Genomic DNA, 19,682 nt, shown 5'->3' with positions numbered 1-19,682 from the left:
CCCCCAAGGACGGGTCTACGGCGTCCCCGCAAACCCACAGTTCCCCGCCAGCCCTCCGTGCAACCCAGAGCCATGACCGCCGTTGCCGTTGCTGTTGCTCCGGCTCTGGCTTGAAACGGGTGCCGGGCAGCGCCCGGCCGGGTATCCTTTCCCTCTGATGTCCGACCTTGTCCATGCCAGCCGCGAAGCCCTCAGCGACGGCGGCGCGCTCGCCTCGCACCTGGATGCCTTCGTCCCGCGTCCGGCACAGCTGCACCTGACCGAAGCCATCGCCGATGCGCTGCAGCAGCGTGACCTGCTGCTGGCCGAGGCCGGTACCGGCACTGGCAAGACCTTTGCCTATCTGGTGCCGGTGCTGCTGTCCGGGCTGCGTACCATCATTTCCACCGGAACCCGCGCGCTGCAGGACCAGCTCTACCACCGCGATCTGCCACGGGTGCGTCAGGCGCTGGGTGTCGGCCTGCGCAGTGCGCTGCTGAAGGGGCGCGCGAACTACCTGTGCCGCTATCGCCTGCAGCAGGCGCGTGGCGAGCCGCGTTTTTCCAGCCCCGAACAGGCGGCGCAGTTCCAGCGCATCCTGGCCTGGTCCGGTCGTTCGGAGTTCGGTGACATCGCCGAACTGGAAGGCCTGGCCGATGATTCGCCGCTGCTGCCGATGGTCACTTCCACTGTCGACAACTGCCTGGGTACCGACTGCCCGTTCTGGGATGACTGCTTCGTGGTGCGCGCGCGGCAGCGTGCGCAGGCCGCCGACGTGGTGGTGGTCAACCATCATCTGCTGCTGGCCGATCTGGCCCTGAAGCAGGATGGCTTCGGTGAATTGCTGCCGGGGGCGCAGGCCTTCGTCATCGACGAGGCACACCAGCTGCCCGAATTGGCCGCGCAGTTCTTCGGCGAAGGTTTCGGCATGCGCCCGTGGCAGGAACTGGGCCGCGACTGCCTGGCCGAAGCGCGTGGCGTCGGCGGCGCGCAGTCGGCGCTGCAGGAACCGGTCGACCAGTTGCAGCAGGCGCTGCTGGCCCTGCGTTCGGCGATGGAGGGACTGCCGCCGCGTGGCACGCAATGGCGCGCGTTGGCGATGCCGCAGGTGCGCGATGGATTCGATACGGTGATGGCGGGGTTGGTGACGCTGGAGCAGGCACTGCAGCCGCTGCGCGAAGCCGCAGCGGGCCTGGATGCCTGCCATGCGCGGGCGCGCGAGGCGGTCTCGCGGCTCAGCCGCTGGCTGGGCGATGACGAACCTGCCCTCGATTTCGATACCGACCCGGCGGAAACCGCCACTGCCGCTGATGTGCTCTGGTACGAGCTCACGCCACGTGGTTTTCGCTGCCAGCGCACGCCGATGGATGTGTCCGGCCCGTTGCGTGAGCATCGCGAACGCAGTCGCGCGGCATGGATCTTCACCTCGGCGACGCTGACCGTGGGCGGTGGCTTCGACCACATCGCCACCCGCCTGGGCCTGGATGACCCGCATACGCTGGTCCAGCCAAGCCCGTTCAATTGGCCGGAGCAGGCGCTGTGCTACCTGCCCGAAGGCCTGCCTGATCCGGCTGCGCGGGGCTTTGGTACTGCGTTGATCCAGACCCTGCGGCCCGTGTTGCAGGCGTCGCAGGGCAGGGCATTCCTGTTGTTTGCCTCGCACCGTGCATTGCGCGAGGCCGCCGAGGCACTGCGTGATGGGCCATGGCCGTTGTTCGTGCAGGGCGAGGCGCCGCGCGCGACGCTGCTGCAGCGCTTCCGCGAGTCGGGCAATGGCGTGCTGCTGGGCTCGGCCAGTTTCCGCGAGGGCGTGGACGTGGTGGGGGAGGCGCTGAGCGTGGTGATGATCGACAAGCTGCCGTTCGCGGCGCCGGACGATCCGGTGTACGAGGCACGGCTGGAGGCGATCCGCAGCCAGGGCGGCAATCCGTTCCGCGATGAGCAGCTGCCGCAGGCGGTGATCGCGCTGAAACAGGGCGTCGGTCGCCTGATCCGCAGTGAGAGCGACCGTGGTGTGTTGGTATTGTGCGACCCGCGCCTGCTCAACCGTGGCTATGGTCGGGTCTTCCTTGATTCACTGCCGCCATTCCGCCGTACCCGCAGTCTGGCCGATGTGCAGGCCTTCTTTACGCCACAATGGGCGCCCGTGGCCGATGATGCGGCTGCTCCGGCGGCCGTTGCGACCGGCCCCGAGCCGGCGCCCGGTGCCACGTTCCCCCTGTTCTGACCCGATCCGATGAAACTGCTCGCCTTTGAAACCGCCACCGAAGCCTGTTCCGTTGCCCTGCATGTCGATGGGCAGGTGCTGGAACGCTTCGAGATCGCCCCGCGCCGGCATGCCGAACTGAGCCTGCCGTGGGCCGAGGCGCTGCTGTCCGAAGCCGGCATCAGCCGCCGCCAGCTGGACGGTATCGCGCTCAGCCGCGGCCCGGGTGCGTTCACCGGTGTGCGCCTGGCGATCGCCATCGCGCAAGGCATTGCGCTGGCACTGGATCGGCCGTTGCTGCCGGTCTCGACGCTGCAGGTGCTGGCGCTGCGGGCACCGGCGGACGAAACGCAGATCCTGTCGGCGATCGACGCACGGATGGGGGAGTTGTACGTCGCGCGCTTCGAGCGTGTAGACGGCCTGCCGGTGGCACGCGATGCCGAGCGCGTGTGCGCACCCGCTGCGGTTGCGCTGCCGGAAGGGATGTCGGCCTACGGTGTCGGCACCGGTTTCGGTGCAGCCGAGGGGGCACTGGTGACCCAGCTGGGCACCGGCCTGCGCGGCTTTGATGCGACGGCGCTGCCGCGGGCGTCGGATGTATTGGCACTGGCGGTGCCGGCGTTCGCTCGCGGCGAAGCCATTGCACCGGAGAAGGTCGAGCCGGCGTACCTGCGTGACAATGTGGCGCTGACCCTGGTCGAGCAGCAGGCCGCGCGCGAGGCGAAGGCGAAGGCCAACGGCTGAGCCCCTCGTGGCGGGGTTGGTCGCGTAGATCAAAAGCCGTGGTTTGGCCGGGCGGGTGGGCTGCGCAGGGGGCGCTGCAAGTACGTCCCTGTAAGCTCGGTCGCCGCATCCATGCGGCTCACGCCCCTGCGCAGCCCACCCGCCCGGCCCCTGACAGTTTCCGTGTGCGTCCGCCACGGAAAATCAAGAAAAGAAAAGTCAAAGTCAAAAGCGGGTCGCTTCGCTCGCATCCACGCGTGGCGTGGATGTGTGTCGACCAAGGTCGACACCTACCAAAGCAATGGTGCGCCGCGATCTGTCAGAGGCGGGGCGGTGTCGGGCGGCGGGGTATCCGCGGCATGGATGCCGCGGCTAAGCCTACACGGACGTACTTGCGGCGTCCCCGCCGCCCGACACCGCCTCGCCACGCTTCAGTACACCAACCGCCGCTGTTGCTGTTGCCGTTGCTCTAGCCTTTCAGCGGGTCCCGGGCCGCAGGCCCGGGCAACAAAACCCTATCGGTCGTCGTGCAGGGTGCCGCCCGGCAGGAACACCCACGTACGTGTAACCTGCAGGATGTCGATCTCATCCTCGGTCTTCGGCAAGGGCGGGAACGGCTGGGCCAGCTGCACCACCCGCAGGGCGGCCTCATCCAACAATGGCGTCCCGCTCGAACGCAGGATCCGGCTGCTCTCCACGCTGCCATCGCGGCGCACGCCCACGCTGATCACTACCTGGCCGCCGAGGCGGCGCTGCCGCGCCTCATCCGGGTAATTCAGGTTGCCTACCTTCTCGGCACGGTCGACCCAGGCACGCAGGTAATTGGCATAGGCATATTCGCGCGTGCTGGCCGATACGAACTTGCGGTTCGGGCGCTTGGCGTATTGCGCCGAGCGCAGGTGCACTTCGGCGGCCAAGCGCGCCATCTCCACGTCGCGCTGCTCGCGCGCGCTCAGCGGTGCGTCCGGTTCGGGCTGATCCGGCGTGGGGCGGGACTGCGCCTGCGCCACCACCTCTTCGCCATTGCGGCTGCTGACCACCCGTGCCTGTGGCGGCGGAACCGGCGCGGCCGATTGCTGCTGCTGTGGAACCGGGCTGATTCCGGACTGGGCCTGCGGCACGATGCCGGCCTGGTTGTCGCGCGGACGCTGTGCGCGGTCGTGCTCGCCACCGCCTTCCTGATTGGCCGCGGCCAGGAAATCGGCCTGCTTCGGGGTCAGCGCGGTGCGGGTCTGGCTGAAAATGACTTCCAGTGTCGGCACCAGCGGCGCATCGCCCTTCACGGCGAAGCCCACGCCCAGGATCAGCAGGGCGTGGACCAGCACCGACAGCGCGATGGTCGCCCCCAGCCGTTGCGCTTCGCGCGGCGGCGGGGGCAGGACGGCAGGTGCGGCAGACATCAGCGCAGGCCGGCCTCGAGTGCGTCGAACAGGGTGCCGGCGATGTTCAGGCCGTACTGCGCGTCCAGTTCGCGCACGCAGGTCGGGCTGGTCACGTTGACCTCGGTCAGGTAATCGCCGATCACGTCCAGGCCGACGAAGCGCATGCCGCGGCGCTTCATCTCCGGGCCGACCTGGGCGGCGATCCAGCGGTCGCGCTCGCTCAGCGGGCGGCCTTCGCCGCGGCCGCCGGCGGCCAGGTTGCCGCGGAATTCATCGCCCTGCGGGATGCGCGCCAGGCAGTAGTCCACCGGTTCGCCATCGACCAGCAGGATGCGCTTGTCGCCGGCGGTGATGTCGGGAATGAACTTCTGGGCCAGCGCCAGCTTGCGGCCGCCGTCGGTCAGGGTTTCCAGGATCACGTTCAGATTCGGATCGCCCTGGCCGCTGCGGAAGATCGAGCGGCCGCCCATGCCGTCCAGCGGCTTCAGCACGGCCTGGCCGTGCTCCAGCGCAAAGGCCTTCAAGACCTTCGCGTCGCGGCTGACCAGGGTCGGCGGGCAGCACTGCGGGAACAGCAGCGCGGCCAGTTTCTCGTTGTAGTCGCGCAGGCCCTGCGGGTTGTTGACCACGCAGGCGCCGGCCGCTGCGGCCACGTCCAGCACCTGGGTGTCGTAGATGTATTCGGCGTCGACCGGCGGGTCCTTGCGCATCAGCACGATCTGGCCAGGGCCGAACTCGGTACGGCTGAACGCGCCCAGCTCATACCAGCCGGCCGGGTCGTCGCGCACCTGCAGCGGCGCGGTCTGGGCCACCGCTACGCCACCTTCCAGGGCCAGGCCGCCCGGGCGCACGTAGTGCAGGGCATGGCCGCGGCGCTGGGCTTCCAGCAGCATGGCGAAGGTGGTGTCCTTGGCGATCTTGATGTGGGCGATGGGGTCCATCACCACGATGACGTTCAACGGCATGGGCGCACCTGTCAGGCAAGGCGTTGATGGTAGCGGCAACGCCGCTCGCGCGCCTCCCCGCCGTACTGCAACGCAGCGTCCGCCCGGCGCTCGCGCACGCATTGCGAAACCCGTCACGTTCAGGAGGGCGCCATGCCCCGCGCCAAGGGGCGGCCTTGAAGCGGGCGCGGAAAGTGCGATATAGATACGCTTTCGTAGCGGCCCCCGCCAGAGATCGGGCCGTGCGCTTGGGGATAGGCAATGACTGAAAACACGACTGCGGGCGGGGAACTCGCAGGACTCCGGGTGATGGTCATCGATGATTCGAAGACCATCCGCAGGACTGCGGAAACGCTGCTCAAGCGCGAAGGCTGCGAGGTGGTCACCGCCACCGACGGCTTCGAAGCGCTTGCGAAGATCGCAGACCAGCAGCCGCAGATCATCTTCGTCGACATCATGATGCCGCGCCTGGACGGGTACCAGACCTGTGCGCTGATCAAGGGCAACCAGCTGTTCAAGGCGACCCCGGTCATCATGCTCTCGTCCAAGGATGGCCTGTTCGACAAGGCGCGGGGACGCATCGTCGGCTCGGAGCAGTACCTGACGAAGCCTTTCACGCGTGAAGAACTGCTGGGTGCCATCCGCACATACGTCAACGCCTGACCAGGGGGGAAAGGCACAATGGCTCGTATCGTTCTGATCGAGGATTCACCGACCGACCGCGCGGTGTTCACCCAGTGGCTGCGCCGTGCCGGCCACGAGGTGCTGGAGGCGGACAATGCCGAGGATGGACTGCAGCTGGTCCGCGACCAGGTGCCGCAGCTGGTGCTGATGGACGTGGTACTGCCCGGCATGAGCGGCTTCCAGGCCACCCGCGCGATGGCCCGTGATGCGGCGATCAAGCACATCCCGGTGATCATCGTCAGCACCAAGGCGATGGAAACCGACAAGGCATGGGGCCTGCGCCAGGGCGCGGCCGATTACATCGTCAAGCCGCCGCGCGAGGATGAACTGATCGCGCGGATCAACGAACTGGTGGCCTGATGCGCTCGCCCTTCGACATTCTCGAAGCCTACGAACGGCGCAGCCTGGCCCACGCGGTGCAGCTGCCCGAGCGGCAGTTCGCCCAGGACCTCTGGCGTGGCGTGGGTTACCGCGTCGGCCAGCGCCGGCTGGTGTCCGATTTCCGCGAAGTGGTGGAAATCGTGCCGATGCCGCCGGTGACCCCGGTGCCGTGCGCGCAGCCGTGGCTGCTGGGCGTGGGCAATCTGCGCGGCAACCTGTTCCCGGTGGTCGACCTGAAGTACTTCCTGGAAGGCACGCGTACCGTGCAGCAGGAAGGCCAGCGCGTGCTGATCATGCGCCAGGCCGGCGGCGACGTCGCCCTGACCATCGATGAACTGTTCGGCCAGCGCAGCTTTGAACTGGACCAGCAGATCGCGGCCGGCACGCTGGCCGAAGGGCGCTACGGCCACTTCGTCGATCGCGCCTTCCACGCCGACGGCCACGACTGGGGCGTGTTCTCCCTCTCGCTGCTGTCGCGTACCCCTGAATTCCGGCAAGCCGCGGCCTGAGGCCGGGCATCGCCCCCTGCATTGAAGATCGAGGTTGAACGATGAGTACTGCTTCGGACGCCACCAAGACCGGCAAGCTGCGGCTGGGCGGCAGCAACCTCTGGCTGTTCCTGCTGCTGGCATCGATGATCCTGTTCGGCGTCAACACCGGCGTCGCCACCTGGCAGGGCAGTCGCCTGGCCGATGCCGGTTCCAAGGCGGCCGACCTGCAGGTGCTTTCGCAGCAGCTGGCCAACCAGGGCCGTGACGCGGTGGGCGGCAACGCGCAGGCGTTCACCGCTTTCAAGGCGACCCGCAACGCGATCGAACAGAACGTGTCGACACTGCAGGGGCGCTACGGCAAGGAGCCGGGCGTGTCCGGTGCCATCGCCACCCTGGGCGAGACCTGGGCGCCGCTGGGCAAGCAGGCCGGGCAGCTGGTCGCCAGCGAACCGGCGGTGCTGGCGCTGGCCGGCAATGCCAACAACTTCACCGGCGCGGTGCCGGGCCTGCAGGCCCAGCTGAACGAGCTGGTGCGTGCGATGTCGGCCTCCGGCGCGCCGTCGTCGCAGGTGTACAGCGCACTGCAGCAGGTCGTGGTGGCTGGCTCGATGGCCCGCCGCGTAACCGAAATGCGTGCCGGTGGCAGCGCCGCAGCGACGTCCGGCGATGCACTGGCACGCGACATCACCGTGTTCTCGCAGGTGCTCGACGGCCTGCGCAACGGCAACGAGGAACTGGGCATCACCGCCGTGCGCGGTGCCGCCGCCGTCGCCGCACTGGAGCAGTCGCAGCAGAAGTGGGAAGCGATGAAGCAGGACGCTGACGCGATCCTGGCCAGCTCGCGCCAGCTGTTCGCGGCGCAGTCCGCAGCCACCGCGCTGGGCCAGGGTTCGGCCCACATGCTGGATGACAGCCGCAAGCTGTTCGACGCGTTCTCCTCGTTCGGCTCGGTGTCTGACACCCGCCTGTTCCCGAACTTCTGGATCGGTGTGGTGTCCGGTGCGCTGTCGCTGATCGCGATCATCGGCTTCGTTTCCACCAACGTGCGCAGCCGCTCGCGCGAGCAGGAACTGCGCTACCAGACCCAGGTGGAATTCAACAGCCGCAACCAGCAGGCGATCATGCGGCTGCTGGACGAAATCTCCTCGCTGGGTGAGGGCGACCTGACGGTGAAGGCTTCGGTGACCGAGGACATGACCGGCGCCATCGCCGACGCAATCAATTACGCCGTCGACGAGCTGCGCCACCTGGTGACCACCATCAACGACACCTCGGCCAAGGTCGCGCTGTCCACCCAGGAAACCCAGGCCACCGCCATGCAGCTGGCAGAGGCGGCGGGCCACCAGGCCAACCAGATCACCTCGGCGTCGGACCGCATCGGCGAAATCGCGGCGAGCATCGAACAGGTGTCGCGCAACTCGGCCGAGTCGGCCGACGTGGCACAACGTTCGGTGGTGATCGCCGCTGAAGGTGCCGGCGTGGTGCGCGAGACCATCCAGGGCATGGACCAGATCCGTGACCAGATCCAGGAAACCTCCAAGCGCATCAAGCGCCTGGGTGAGTCGTCGCAGGAAATCGGCTCGATCGTGGAACTGATCAACGACATTTCCGAACAGACCAACATCCTGGCGTTGAACGCGGCAGTGCAGGCGGCGTCGGCAGGTGAAGCAGGCCGCGGTTTCGCGGTCGTGGCCGACGAAGTGCAGCGCCTGGCAGAACGTACCTCCGGCGCGACCCGACGCATCGAGAACCTGGTGCAGGCCATTCAGGCCGATACCAACGAAGCGGTCACCTCGATGGAACAGACCACCGCCGAAGTGGTGTCCGGTGCACGCCTGGCCGAGGACGCCGGCACCGCGCTGACCGAAATCGAGCGCGTGTCCAATGCACTGAACACCCTCATCAAGAACATCTCCATCGCCGCCCAGCAGCAGTCGGCCGCGGCCTCGGACATCACCCGCACCATGGGCGTGATCCGGCAGATCACCGGCCAGACCTCGCAGGGTGCCGGGCAGACCGCCGAATCGATCGGCCACCTCGCGCAGCTGGCGGCCGACCTGCGTCGTTCGGTCGCCGACTTCAAGCTGCCGGCGTGACGCGGGCAGGGCGGCGAGCAAGGAACCAGTCGATGAAGCATTTCCATTCCCCACGCCAGAACTCGCGCGGCTTCCGCGCGGCGGCGAACGGAGCGCGTCCATGAGCAGTCTGCGCGATGCGATGAGCCACGCAGCGCTGGGCTGGGTCAAGCCCGAGCTGGACGAGACCCTGCGCCAGGTGCGCAACGAAGTCGAGTACTACGCGGAAGACCCGACCGACGCCAGCCGCATGCGCATCTGCGCCGGCTACCTGCACCAGGTACAGGGCACCCTGCGCATGGTCGAGCTGTACGCCCCGGCCATGGTGGCCGAAGAGCTGGAGCAGCTGGCCAACGCCATCGGTGCCGGCCGCGTGGCCGACCGTGATGAAGCCTGCGCGACCCTGATGCGTGGCAGCGTGCTGCTGCCCGATTACCTGGAGCGCCTGCAGAACGGTCACCGCGACATCCCGATCGTGCTGATGCCGCTGCTCAACGAGATCCGTGCCGCACGTGGCGAAGAGGGCGTGCATGACAGCGTGCTGCTGGCATTCGCACCGGACAGCGTCACCGCCACCGAGGCCGAGCTGGACCATGCACGTGGCAGCCTGAGCGGGCGCAACCGCGAGCTGCTCGATACCGTGGGCAGTGCAGTGAAGGAAGAATTGCTGCGCATCAAGGATGCGCTGGACCTGCACCTGCGTACCGGCGGTGCGCCGGAGCAGCTGCAGACCCAGGCCAACGAGCTCGGTGCGGTCGCCGATACGCTGGGCATGATGGGCCTGGGCGTGGCCCGCGGCGTGGTCGTGCAGCAACGTGATGCCCTGCGTGGCGTGGTCGAGGGCCGCCAGCAGATCGACGAAAACCTGCTGCTGGATATCGCCGGGGCACTACTCTACGTGGATGCGTCGCTGGATGACCAGGTCGCCCATCTGGGCGCCGGCGGCAGTGGCCAGGACGATCCGAGCGCAGTGGAGAACCGGCGCACGGTAGAGGTGCTGGCGCATGAGGCCATCGCCAACTTCGCCGCCGCGCGCGAGCACTTCGTCGCGTTCATTGAAACCAGCTGGAACCATGCCGAGCTGCACGACGTGCCGCGCCTGCTGGGCGATGTGTCCGGTGCGCTGCGCATGCTCGACCTGGGTACCGCCGCCGATTACCTGCGCGGTGTGCAGCAGTACATCGAAGCCGAGCTGATCGGTCGCCAGCGCGTGCCGAGTGGCCGCCAGCTGGACACGCTGGCCGACGCCATGGCCAGCCTGGAGTACTACCTGGAAGCCCTGCGCGACCGTCGTCCGGGTCGCGAGGACATCCTCGACATCACCCGCAGCAGCCTTGAGGCGCTGCGCTACTGGCCGTTGCCGAACCACGATGCGGCTGAGCCGGCAGCGTCCGTGCCGCAGTCGATCGAGCGTGAGCCGGTCGTGCTGCAGGGCGAGGCACTGCAGCCAGAGCACATCGAGATCCCGGTACAGTCGGCCGCGCCGGCACCCGGTGAGGTGCCGGTACCGCTGCCGGACTTCACCTTCGATCCGCCACCGCCCAGGCCTTCGCCTGCAGTGGCGGACAACAGCTTGATGTTCGGTGGGCTGGAATCCGTCGCCTCCGCGCCGCTGTCGCTGCGTGACGAGTCGGATGCACCGCTGGTCTTTGCCGCCTCCAGTGCACCTGCACCCGAGGTCCCGCAATGGGATCTGGCACCGTTCCATCCTGAGACCGATCCGCTCGCTCCAGCGGACGATGAGCGCAGTCCGACGTTTGCCAGCTTCGATCCGGTCAGTTTCGAACAGCTCGATGCAGGGCAGGGGGCCGCCACCCAGTGGACACTGTCAGAGGCGGCTCTGCCAGTGCAGTCCAATGCGACAACCGGCCTGGACGTAGAGGACGCCGCCGACGCCTCGCTGTCCATCGAGACCGGCGCGCATGCCGCACCGGGGTTCGACCCGGTGGCCGCCGAACATGACGCGGTTTCTGCAAGTGACGACGTCGTGTTCCGTTTCGATGCCGATGCGCTGGACAATGCCGACGACGTGTTGTCGCTGCATGCGATGGAGGCATTGTCGCTGGAGGACGCTGCCGGGCTGCATCCGTCGCTGGAGAGCGTCGATGCCACTGCCCCTGCGGTGGTGGAAGAGAGCCCGGCTGCCGCAGAGCCGGACATCACCCCCGTGGATGTGCCGGTGGAAGCGCCCGCACCGCTTGCCGATGCGCCGGCAGCGGCGGTGTCGATGATCGACATCGACACCATCGCACCAATTGATTTCAGCGAAGCCGACGCGCAGTTCTTTGCCGAGCTGAGCGCTGCCGCCGCGGACTTCAATCCGCAGGCGACCCCGACGTCGGCCGATGCGGAAGCGCCAGTCGCCGTGGGCAGCGCGGAAGATGCAGACGCCGGCTTCGAGGCCGGCTTCGACGACGATGCCGAGAACATCGACGAGGACATCCGCGAGGTGTTCCTGGAAGAGTTCGACGACGAACTGGCCAACCTCGGAACGTTGCTGCCGGCATGGCGCATGCAGCCGGACAACATGGATCGTCTGCGTCCCATCCGCCGCATCTTCCATACGCTCAAGGGCAGTGGCCGACTGGTCGGTGCACGCACCCTGGGCGAATTCGCGTGGAAGATCGAGGGCATGCTCAACCGCGTGCTCGACGGCAGCCGCCCGGCGACGCCAGCCGTGCTGGCCATGGTCGACAACGCGCATGCCGCGCTGCCGCAGCTGAACGCCGCGTTGCGTCATGGCCAGCGGATCAGCGTGGACCTGCAGGCGATGCAGGCCATTGCCGATCGCGTCGGCGCGGGTGAGGAAACCTATTACGTACCGCTGCCGGTTGCGGCCGCTCCCGCCGCACCGGTGGTCGAAGCCGATGGCGAGGACGAGATCAGCCGCATCCTCGAAGCCGAAGCAATGGCGTCGGTGCAGGCTGAAGCCGATGCGGACCCGGCGCCCGAAGCATTGGGCACGCCGGCCAACATCGACAGCGTGCTGCGCGAGATCCTGGAAGCCGAAGTGGAAGTCCACCAGGCGACCCTGCAGGACTGGCTGCGCTCGGCGCAGCAGGCGCCGCAGCCGGTCAGCGACGCACTGCTGCGTGCGGTGCACACCATGAACGGCGCCTTCGCGATGACCGAAGTGCCGGAAATCACTGCCGTTACCGGCGGTGCCGAGTCCTACATCAAGCGCGCGCTGGCTGCAGACGTGGTGCCGGGCGACGAGGGCGTGGCCGCGCTGGATGCGACCGCGCAGGCGATCACCGCGACCATGGAAGCGCTGCAGGCCGAGCAGCCGCGCATCACGCCACAGGAAGCGCTGGTACAGCGCCTGCAGGCGCTGGCCGGTGAACTGCCGGAAGCGCGCTGGCCGATGGTCGGGCTGGAGGACGAGGATGAAGAGGGCATCGAGCTGGCGCCCGATGTCGGGCGGGCATCCGAAGCCGAAGCGCCGCTGGCCGGGCTGGACACGCTGGACGAAACCAGCATGGCGTCCGCTTTCGATGTGGCGCCCGATCTCATTGCCGAGCCGCAGCCGCTTGCCGAAGATGCGCTGGAACCGGTTCCAGCTGCAACCGACCCGCAGACGCTGGACATCGCGGCCGACAGCGGCCTGGACGTGGGCGAGCTGACCGCCAGCGACGATCTTTCGCGTTACTTCGACGCCGGCTGGCCGTCGGTGCCGGGCGAAGGTGAACCTGCCGTGGCGGACACCGGCGCGATTGAATCGATCCAGCCGGTCGAGAGTGCGCCTGTTGTCGAAGTGGCCGAAGCAGATGCCGTGCCCACGATCGCGACGGTCGACGACGCTGATCTGACCATGGCCGACGATCTGTCGCCCTACCTCGACGCCAGTGCGCTGCCGGTGGATGACCGCGACGCGGAAGAGCGGCCGGTGCCTGCGGAAGTTGACGCGATCGACCTGAATACGCCGTTGTCCTTTGATTCGGGCAGTGGCGATGACAGCGACATTGACGCCGCTGCTGCACTGCCACTCGACAGCGGGCTGTCGAGCCTGCAGGATGAAATGGCTGCGCCGGGTTTTGCAGAACCGGTCACGCTGGCAGCCGCGCTCGAGGCCGGCCTGCACGTGATCGAAGAAGAGCAGACCCTGGACGACGACGGGCAATGGCCCGTGCTCGGCCTCCAGGCCAGCGAACTCGCGCCGGGCGAGGCGGAAGCCTTTGCCGAGGATGCGGACGTCGGCGGGGAGGCGGCGGTCGGCGAAGGAGAGAGCGCCGATCAGCCGTCCCCGGCGACGGTGAACGAGGTGAGCGCTGCCGAAGCACTGCAGGCCACCGCCGAGCCGGTGCGGTTCTTCGAACTGGAAGAAGCGCCGGGGCAGGGCACGGCCGACGCCGATGCCGAACCTGCCGAGGCCGACGCCGGGGAGCGGGCGCCGCTCCACGATGAAGCCTCCACCCTGGAAGACACCGCGGATGGCGCCGATGCGCTCGACTTCAGCGTGTACGACCGCGAACTGGTCGACATCTTCGTCGAGGAAGGCAAGGACCTGCTCGACCACTGCGATGGCCTGATCAGCGAGCTTCGCAATGCGCCGCAGGATCGCGAGGTGCTGGCCGGCCTGCAGCGTGACCTGCACACCCTGAAGGGTGGCGCACGCATGGCCGGCATCAATGCCATCGGCGACCTTGGCCACAGCATCGAATCCCTGCTGGAAGCCGTGGCGGCCGGCCGCACCGAGATCGAACGCCGCGACGTGCAGCTGCTGGAGCGCGGCTTCGACCGCCTGCACCAGCTGCTGACGCGGACCGGTGCCCACCGCGTGGTGGCGCCTGCACAGGACCTGGTGGAGGCCTTCGAGGTCCGCACCACCACCGATATCGCGGCGGCCGCTGCGGCCGCGCGTGCGGCCAGCGAGACCGAGGCCGTGCCGGCACAGGCTGTGGGCCCGCTGACGCCGCCGGCCGATGCCCCGCTGTCGGCACCACTGCCGGCCGAAGGCGTGGCCGACGAAGATCCGCTGGCGCGTCCGCAGCAGGAGCAGGTGCGGGTGCGCGCCGACCTGCTCGACCGCCTGGTCAACCATGCCGGTGAAGTGGCGATCTATCGCTCGCGTCTGGAACAGCAGCTGGGTGCCTTCCGTGGTGCCATGGCCGAACTGGAGCGCACCAATGCGCGATTGCGCGACCAGCTGCGCCGACTCGACCTGGAAACCGAGGCGCAGATCGTCGCCCGCTACCAGCGCGAGCAGGACCAGGCGGACCAGAAGTTCGATCCGCTGGAACTGGACCGTTTCTCCACCCTGCAGCAGCTCAGCCGTGCGCTGAACGAGTCCGCCGCCGACCTTGGCGGCCTGCAGGGCGTCCTGGACGATCTGTCGCGCCAGTACGACTCCCTGCTGCAGCAGCAGTCGCGCGTAAGCTCGGAACTGCAGGATGGCCTGATGCGCGCGCGCATGGTGCCGTTCGACGGTCTGGTGCCGCGCCTGCGCCGCGTGGTCCGCCAGTCCGGCATGGATACCGGCAAGCAGGTCCACCTGACCCTGGAAGGAACCCACGGCGAACTGGACCGCAACGTCCTCGACCGCATGGTCGCGCCGCTGGAACACATGCTGCGCAACTCCGTGGCGCATGGCCTGGAAGCGCCGGAACAGCGCCGCGCCGCCGGCAAGCCGGAGGAGGGCGAGATCGCCATCCGCCTGCACCGCGAAGGCTCGGAAATCGTGCTGGAAGTGGCCGACGACGGCGCCGGCCTGGACCGCGAGGCGATCCGCCGCCGCGCCATCGACCGTGGCCTGCTGGCTGCCGATGCGCAGCCGAACGAGCAGGAACTGGACAACCTGATCTTCGCCTCTGGTTTCACCACCGCTGACCAGGTCAGCCAGCTGGCCGGCCGTGGCGTGGGCATGGACGTGGTGCGCAACGAAGTGCGCCAGCTGGGCGGTTCGGTCGATATCCAGTCAGTGCGGGGCCAGGGCGTGCGCTTCACCCTGCGCCTGCCGCAGACGCTGGCGGTCACCCAGGCGGTGTTCGTGCAGATCGGCGAAACCACCTTTGCGGTGCCGGTCGCATCGGTCAGTGGCATCGGCCGCCTGTCGCGCGAGCGTTTCGAAGCGGCCGACAGCAGCTATCGCTACAGCGGCGAGGACTATCCGCTGTACGACCTCGGCAGCCTGGTCGGGCAGGCCCCGGCGCGTGCCGATGGCCAGGACCAGGTACCGCTGCTGCTGGTCCGTGCCGGTGACCTGCGTGCCGCTGTCGCGATCGACCAGGTGCTGGGCAACCGCGAAATCGTGGTCAAGCCGGTCGGCCTGCAGATCGCGTCGGTGCCGGGCATCTACGGTGCAACCATCACCGGCGATGGCCGCGTGGTGGTGATCCTGGACGTCGCGCCGCTGGTGCGCCGCTTCCTCGCCAACCCGACGCTGCCGGTGCTGGCCAACGCGCCACGCCAGGAGCGCCAGGTGCCGCTGGTGATGGTGGTGGACGATTCGTTGACCATGCGCAAGGTGACCGGGCGCATCCTCGAACGCCACAACTTCGAGGTCAGCGTCGCCCGCGACGGCGTTGAAGCACTGGAGCGCCTGGAAGAACGCGTGCCCGACCTGATGCTGCTGGACATCGAGATGCCGCGCATGGATGGTTACGAGCTGGCCACCGCGATGCGTGCCGACCCGCGCTACAAGGACGTGCCGATCGTGATGATCACCTCGCGCAGCGGCGACAAGCACCGCCAGCGCGCCTTCGAGATCGGCGTGCAGCGCTACCTGGGCAAGCCGTACCAGGAGCTGGACCTGATGCGTAACGTGTACGACCTGCTGGGGATCGCCCGTGTCCGTGAGTGAAGCCCAGGCGGCCCCGGCCGTCGCCCTGCTGGCCCGTCCTGGCGCGGCGCGCGAGCGTCTGCGCGAGGCGTTGTCGCATGCCGATGTGCAGCTGGTGCTGGAAGACGACCCCAATGGCCTGGAGCCGCAGCTGCTGCAGGACGCGCGTCCACAGTTCGTGGTGATCGCGCTGGAAGCGGCCATCGAGGATGCTCTGGAGCGGCTTGAAGCGGTGCTGTCCGCACCAGGCATGACCCTGGTCTTCGACGAAGCCGAGCTGGCGGCGCGCCGTGATGGCTGGGAGGCACAGCGCTGGGGCCGCCACCTGGCCGCCAAGCTGCACGGCCACCAGCAGGTGCTGCCGCCGGGTGCGGAAGACGAACCCGCCCTGCAGCTGGAACCGGGTCACCCGGCACCGCCGCCGGCACCACGGGAAGAAGCGCTCCAGCCGCATCTGGACCAGGCATTGAGCTGGGCCGACGAGGTGCCGGCGGACAGCCTGTATGCGCCACCGGCGCACCTGCACGAACCGATCGCGCTGGAGCAGGCACTGGCCGCGCTGCAGCCGGTGGTGCCGGAGCCGCTGGAGGCAGCGCCGATGCAGCCGGTTGCCACACCGGCAACGCCGCCGGTGTCCTTCGACCACACCGCGTGGTCGCTGGTCGAGGACGTAGCAGACGCACCCGCAGCCACCGGGTACAGCGCCGCGATGGAAGCCCCGCTGCCGTCCTTCGATACCGATCACCTCAGCCTGGTGGACCTGGACACTGCGGCGCCTGCGGGCGCACGTGCCGGCTCGCTGCTGGTGCTGGCCGGCATTGGCGGCCCGGATGCGCTGCGCCGCCTGCTCGGTGCGCTGCCGTCGTCGCTGAGCGTGCCGGTGCTGGTGCACATGCGCCTGGACGGTGGCCGCTACGGCAACCTGGTCAAGCAGATGGCACGGGTGTCGCCGCTGCCGGTGCAGCTGGCCGAAGCCGGCCAGCGTGCAACACCCGGTGAAGTGCACGTGCTGGCCGATGACATCGGCGTGCAGGCAGCCAGCGACGGCCTGTATTTCGTCAGCGACGCGCAAGGCATTTCGATTGCCGGGCTGCCGGCCGACCACACTGCGCTGGTCCTGCTCAGCGGCGCCGACCTTGCGCATGTGGGTCCGGCGCTGGATCTGGCCGCCGCCGGTGCCTGGGTGGCCGGGCAGGTCGGCGAGGGCTGCTATGACCCTGCCGCAGCCACGGCGGTGGTCGCCGCTGGCATGGTGGCGGGTGAGCCACAGGAACTGGCGCAGGCCATCGCCTCGCGCTGGGGCGTGGAAGACGATAACGGAGAGGCACCATGAGCTATGCCAGCAATGACGAAATCCGCGGCGTCCTGATCCAGGCCGGCAACGAGCGCGTGCTGCTGCCCAATGCCACCGTGGCCGAAATGATGTCGCGGGTGCCGGTGCAGCCGGTTTCCGACGCCCCGCGCTGGCTGGTCGGCGAAATCGGCTGGCACGGCTGGCAGGTGCCGCTGGTGTCGTTCGCGCGCCTTTCCGGCCTGGGCGAGGAAGCCGTGGGCGGCCACAACAAGGTCGTCGTGCTGAAGGCCCTCAGCGGCAACGCGCAGCGCCCCTACTACGCGCTGCTGACGCAGAATTTCCCGCAGTTGATCTCGGTGCCGCGCGATGGCCTGCTGGCCGATGCTTCCGAGGAAACCCTGCCGCAGATCGTGCACATGCGCGTGCTGCTGGGTGAGCAGAGCGCGCTGCTGCCGAACCTGGATGCGCTGGAAGCCGCGCTGGATTCGCTGGCGACCTGATCGGCAATCCGCCGGTCGGGTTCCCGGTAGTGCCGGCCGCTGGCCGGCAACCTCGTGATCCCTTGGATGCCGGCCAGCGGCCGGCACTACCACCAATCAACCTTATCCCAGGTCGCCCAACCGCGCCTGCAATGCCGCGATCGCGGCCAGCCCGGCGGTCTCCGTGCGCAGGATGCGCGGCCCCAGCTGCAGGCCCTGGAATCCTGCCGCTGCCAGCTGATCCCGGTCGCGCGGCGACCAGCCGCCTTCCGGGCCGATCGCGATCACGATGCCGCCCGTCGGCGCCGCGTCGAGCGTCGACAGGCGATGGGCACCGTGCGGGTCCAGCGTCAGCCGCAGCGTATCGGCCGGCAGCGTCGTCGCCGCCTGCGCCAGTGACACCGGCGAGCCAACCTGCGGAATGCGCGCGCGCCCGGACTGGCCGCAGGCCGAGGTCACCACGTTGTTCCAGTGCGCTACGCGCTTCTCCGCGCGCGCGGCATCCAGCTTCACTTCGGTGCGCTCGGCATTCACCGGAACGATGGCGCTCACGCCCAGCTCGGTGGCCTTCTGCAGGATCAGGTCCATCTTCTCGCCTCGGGCAATGCCCTGCAGCAGAGTGATCGCCAGCGGCGATTCGTTGTCCACCGCCTGCACCGCATCGATGCGCACCTGCACCTCGCGCTTGCCGGCGGCGGTCAGCGTGGCGCTGTAGTCTTGGCCATCGCCGTTGAACAGCACGCAGGTATCACCCTCGCGCAGGCGCATCACCCGCACCAGATGGTTGGCCGTCTCTTCCGGCAGGGTCACGGTCTGGCCGCTGTGCAGCGCCAGGTCGATGGGGCAGCGGGTCACGCGCATGCAATCGCCTCGTCAATCGCCGCCAGCGTGGTATGTGCCAGCAGCTCCAGTTGTTCGTCATCCACGCAGTAGGGTGGCATCCAGTACAGCACGTCGCCCAGCGGACGCAGCACCACGCCACGTTTCAGCGCAGCCTTGTAGGCGTGCAGGCCCAGTCGCAGCGCCGGATCGAACGGCGTGCGCTTGTTGCCATCCCGCGACAGCTCGAAGGCCACCACCATGCCGGCCTGGCGGACGTCGGCCACGTGCGGATGGTCGCTCAATGGCGCAGCCAGCGCGCCCATCACCGAGGCGATGCCACGGTTGCGGGCGATCACATCGTCGTCGCGGAAGATGTCCAGCGTCGCCAGCGCAGCCGCACAGGCCAGCGGGTTGCCGGTGTAACTGTGCGAATGCAGGAAGGCGCGCTCGCGCGAGTCATCAAGGAAGGCGTCGTACAGCGCCTGCGTGGCCAGCACCGCGGCAAGCGGCAGGAAGCCGCCGGTCAGGCCCTTGGACAGGCACATCAGGTCCGGCATCACGCCGGCCTGCTCGCAGGCGAACAGGGTGCCGGTGCGGCCGAAGCCGGTGGCGATCTCGTCGGCGATCATGAATGCGCCGTGCGCATCACACAGTTCGCGCACCCGCTGCAGGTACACCGGGTCATGCATGCGCATGCCGCCGGCGCACTGCAGGCGCGGTTCCAGGATCACTGCGCAGATCTCGCCGGGATGCTGGTCAAACAGGGTGGCCAGGCCATCAGCGGCCTGGCGTGCGCGATCAGCCGCACTCTGGCCCGGCTCGGCCAGGTAGGCATCGGGCGAGGGCGCGAACAGGCCTTCGGCCAGCAGCGGCGCGTAGACGCGGCGGTACAGCGGAATGTCCGCCATCGCCAGCGCTCCAAGGGTCTCGCCGTGGTAACCGTTCTCCAGCGCGATGAAGCGCGTGCGCCGTGGCTCGCCGCGGTTCTGGAAATACTGGAAGGCCATCTTCAGCGCGACTTCAACGCCGGCCGAGCCGTTGTCGGCATAGAACACCTTGGCCAGCGGCTCGCGGCCGGGCTGGCGTGGCGCCAGCGCCAGCAGGCGCTCGGCCAGGGTGATCGCCGGCTCATGGCCGAAGCCAGCCAGCATCACCTGTTCCAGCTGCCCGGCCTGCGCCGCGATGGCGCCGCCGATGCGCGGCTCGGCATGGCCGAACAGATTGGTCCACCAGCTGCTGACGGCGTCCAGATAGCGGTTGCCGTCGTGATCGATCAGCCATGCGCCTTCACCACGGGCGATCGGCACCAGCGGCAGGGTATGCGGGTGCTCACGCATCTGCGTGCACGGATGCCACAGCACCTGCAGGTCGCGTTGCCGCCAGTGCTGGGCCAGCGGGGAGGGGGTTGGGTCTGCTAGCATTTCGGGCTCATGAACATGTTGCT

The 19,682-nt window shown here is 68.4% G+C and carries 13 protein-coding genes; 9 read left to right on the top strand and 4 right to left on the bottom strand.

Features of this window, described 5'->3' with window-relative positions; translation table 11 throughout:
* The first annotated feature begins 157 nt into the window (after positions 1-157).
* Both yoaA and tsaB read left to right on the top strand, forming a co-directional pair.
* On the top strand, positions 158-2,206 hold the full coding sequence (gene yoaA / locus AC5P9L_RS17240; protein ID WP_043033640.1) for a DNA repair helicase YoaA: 2,049 nt from the start codon (positions 158-160) through the stop codon (positions 2,204-2,206).
* Between the two features lie 9 nt (positions 2,207-2,215).
* The gene (gene tsaB, locus AC5P9L_RS17235; protein WP_062607978.1) at positions 2,216-2,929 is read left to right on the top strand and encodes a tRNA (adenosine(37)-N6)-threonylcarbamoyltransferase complex dimerization subunit type 1 TsaB; all 714 of its coding nucleotides are present in this window, start codon (positions 2,216-2,218) and stop codon (positions 2,927-2,929) included.
* Positions 2,930-3,423: 494 nt separating this feature from the next.
* On the opposite strand, the gene AC5P9L_RS17230 is transcribed toward tsaB, so the two are convergent.
* Both AC5P9L_RS17230 and gshB read right to left on the bottom strand, forming a co-directional pair.
* Positions 3,424-4,308, bottom strand: a complete 885-nt coding sequence (locus AC5P9L_RS17230; protein WP_005410719.1) for an energy transducer TonB family protein — start codon at positions 4,306-4,308, stop codon at positions 3,424-3,426.
* Entirely contained in the window at positions 4,308-5,255 is a 948-nt protein-coding gene (gshB, locus tag AC5P9L_RS17225; RefSeq protein ID WP_005410718.1) for a glutathione synthase, read from the bottom strand. The genes AC5P9L_RS17230 and gshB overlap by 1 nt, the downstream gene beginning before the upstream one ends.
* Positions 5,256-5,495: 240 nt before the next feature.
* Here gshB and pilG point away from each other — a divergent pair, with 240 nt between their 5' ends.
* The 7 genes from pilG (at position 5,496) to AC5P9L_RS17190 (ending at position 17,437) form a co-directional block, all read left to right on the top strand.
* Positions 5,496-5,897: a twitching motility response regulator PilG gene (pilG, locus tag AC5P9L_RS17220; RefSeq protein ID WP_005418455.1), complete on the top strand. Its 402-nt coding sequence runs from the start codon at positions 5,496-5,498 to the stop codon at positions 5,895-5,897.
* Between the two features lie 18 nt (positions 5,898-5,915).
* Positions 5,916-6,278, top strand: a complete 363-nt coding sequence (locus tag AC5P9L_RS17215) for a response regulator (RefSeq protein ID WP_005410717.1) — start codon at positions 5,916-5,918, stop codon at positions 6,276-6,278.
* Positions 6,278-6,808 (top strand): chemotaxis protein CheW, encoded by a 531-nt coding sequence (locus AC5P9L_RS17210; RefSeq protein ID WP_005410716.1) that lies wholly within the window; start codon positions 6,278-6,280, stop codon positions 6,806-6,808. The genes AC5P9L_RS17215 and AC5P9L_RS17210 overlap by 1 nt, the downstream gene beginning before the upstream one ends.
* Positions 6,809-6,849: 41 nt before the next feature.
* Positions 6,850-8,886 carry a methyl-accepting chemotaxis protein gene (locus AC5P9L_RS17205; RefSeq protein WP_005410715.1) on the top strand — a complete coding sequence of 679 codons (2,037 nt, stop codon included), beginning with the start codon at positions 6,850-6,852 and terminating at the stop codon, positions 8,884-8,886.
* A 100-nt stretch (positions 8,887-8,986) separates the two neighbouring features.
* A complete protein-coding gene (locus AC5P9L_RS17200) occupies positions 8,987-15,664 on the top strand; it encodes an Hpt domain-containing protein (protein ID WP_197584670.1) in 6,678 nt (2,225 codons plus the stop codon).
* The gene (locus AC5P9L_RS17195; RefSeq protein ID WP_062607974.1) at positions 15,651-16,976 is read left to right on the top strand and encodes a chemotaxis protein CheB; all 1,326 of its coding nucleotides are present in this window, start codon (positions 15,651-15,653) and stop codon (positions 16,974-16,976) included. The genes AC5P9L_RS17200 and AC5P9L_RS17195 overlap by 14 nt, the downstream gene beginning before the upstream one ends.
* A complete protein-coding gene (locus AC5P9L_RS17190; protein ID WP_033833436.1) occupies positions 16,973-17,437 on the top strand; it encodes a chemotaxis protein CheW in 465 nt (154 codons plus the stop codon). The genes AC5P9L_RS17195 and AC5P9L_RS17190 overlap by 4 nt, the downstream gene beginning before the upstream one ends.
* Positions 17,438-17,539: 102 nt before the next feature.
* Here the strand turns inward: AC5P9L_RS17190 and AC5P9L_RS17185 are convergent, their stop codons facing one another.
* Positions 17,540-18,277, bottom strand: coding sequence for a 16S rRNA (uracil(1498)-N(3))-methyltransferase (locus AC5P9L_RS17185; RefSeq protein ID WP_197584671.1), 738 nt, complete (start codon positions 18,275-18,277; stop codon positions 17,540-17,542).
* On the bottom strand, positions 18,268-19,659 hold the full coding sequence (gene bioA / locus AC5P9L_RS17180) for an adenosylmethionine--8-amino-7-oxononanoate transaminase (protein ID WP_033833434.1): 1,392 nt from the start codon (positions 19,657-19,659) through the stop codon (positions 18,268-18,270). Before bioA ends, AC5P9L_RS17185 begins: the two co-directional genes overlap by 10 nt.
* Positions 19,660-19,682 lie beyond the last annotated feature (23 nt).

It is taken from the genome of Stenotrophomonas sp. YJH_SMC_64 (assembly GCF_059371375.1).
Note: the sequence above shows the minus strand (reverse complement) of the source record. Positions and strands in the feature narration are given on the sequence as shown.

Bases quoted from the DNA above. Each gene is read 5' to 3' on its own strand.
- yoaA (WP_043033640.1), top strand. From the start codon at position 158: ATGTCCGACCTTGTCCATGCCAGCCGCGAAGCCCTCAGCGACGGCGGC.
- tsaB (WP_062607978.1), top strand. From the start codon at position 2,216: ATGAAACTGCTCGCCTTTGAAACCGCCACCGAAGCCTGTTCCGTTGCC.
- AC5P9L_RS17230 (WP_005410719.1), bottom strand. From the start codon at position 4,308: ATGTCTGCCGCACCTGCCGTCCTGCCCCCGCCGCCGCGCGAAGCGCAA.
- gshB (WP_005410718.1), bottom strand. From the start codon at position 5,255: ATGCCGTTGAACGTCATCGTGGTGATGGACCCCATCGCCCACATCAAG.
- pilG (WP_005418455.1), top strand. From the start codon at position 5,496: ATGACTGAAAACACGACTGCGGGCGGGGAACTCGCAGGACTCCGGGTG.
- AC5P9L_RS17215 (WP_005410717.1), top strand. From the start codon at position 5,916: ATGGCTCGTATCGTTCTGATCGAGGATTCACCGACCGACCGCGCGGTG.
- AC5P9L_RS17210 (WP_005410716.1), top strand. From the start codon at position 6,278: ATGCGCTCGCCCTTCGACATTCTCGAAGCCTACGAACGGCGCAGCCTG.
- AC5P9L_RS17205 (WP_005410715.1), top strand. From the start codon at position 6,850: ATGAGTACTGCTTCGGACGCCACCAAGACCGGCAAGCTGCGGCTGGGC.
- AC5P9L_RS17200 (WP_197584670.1), top strand. From the start codon at position 8,987: ATGAGCAGTCTGCGCGATGCGATGAGCCACGCAGCGCTGGGCTGGGTC.
- AC5P9L_RS17190 (WP_033833436.1), top strand. From the start codon at position 16,973: ATGAGCTATGCCAGCAATGACGAAATCCGCGGCGTCCTGATCCAGGCC.
- AC5P9L_RS17185 (WP_197584671.1), bottom strand. From the start codon at position 18,277: ATGCGCGTGACCCGCTGCCCCATCGACCTGGCGCTGCACAGCGGCCAG.
- bioA (WP_033833434.1), bottom strand. From the start codon at position 19,659: ATGCTAGCAGACCCAACCCCCTCCCCGCTGGCCCAGCACTGGCGGCAA.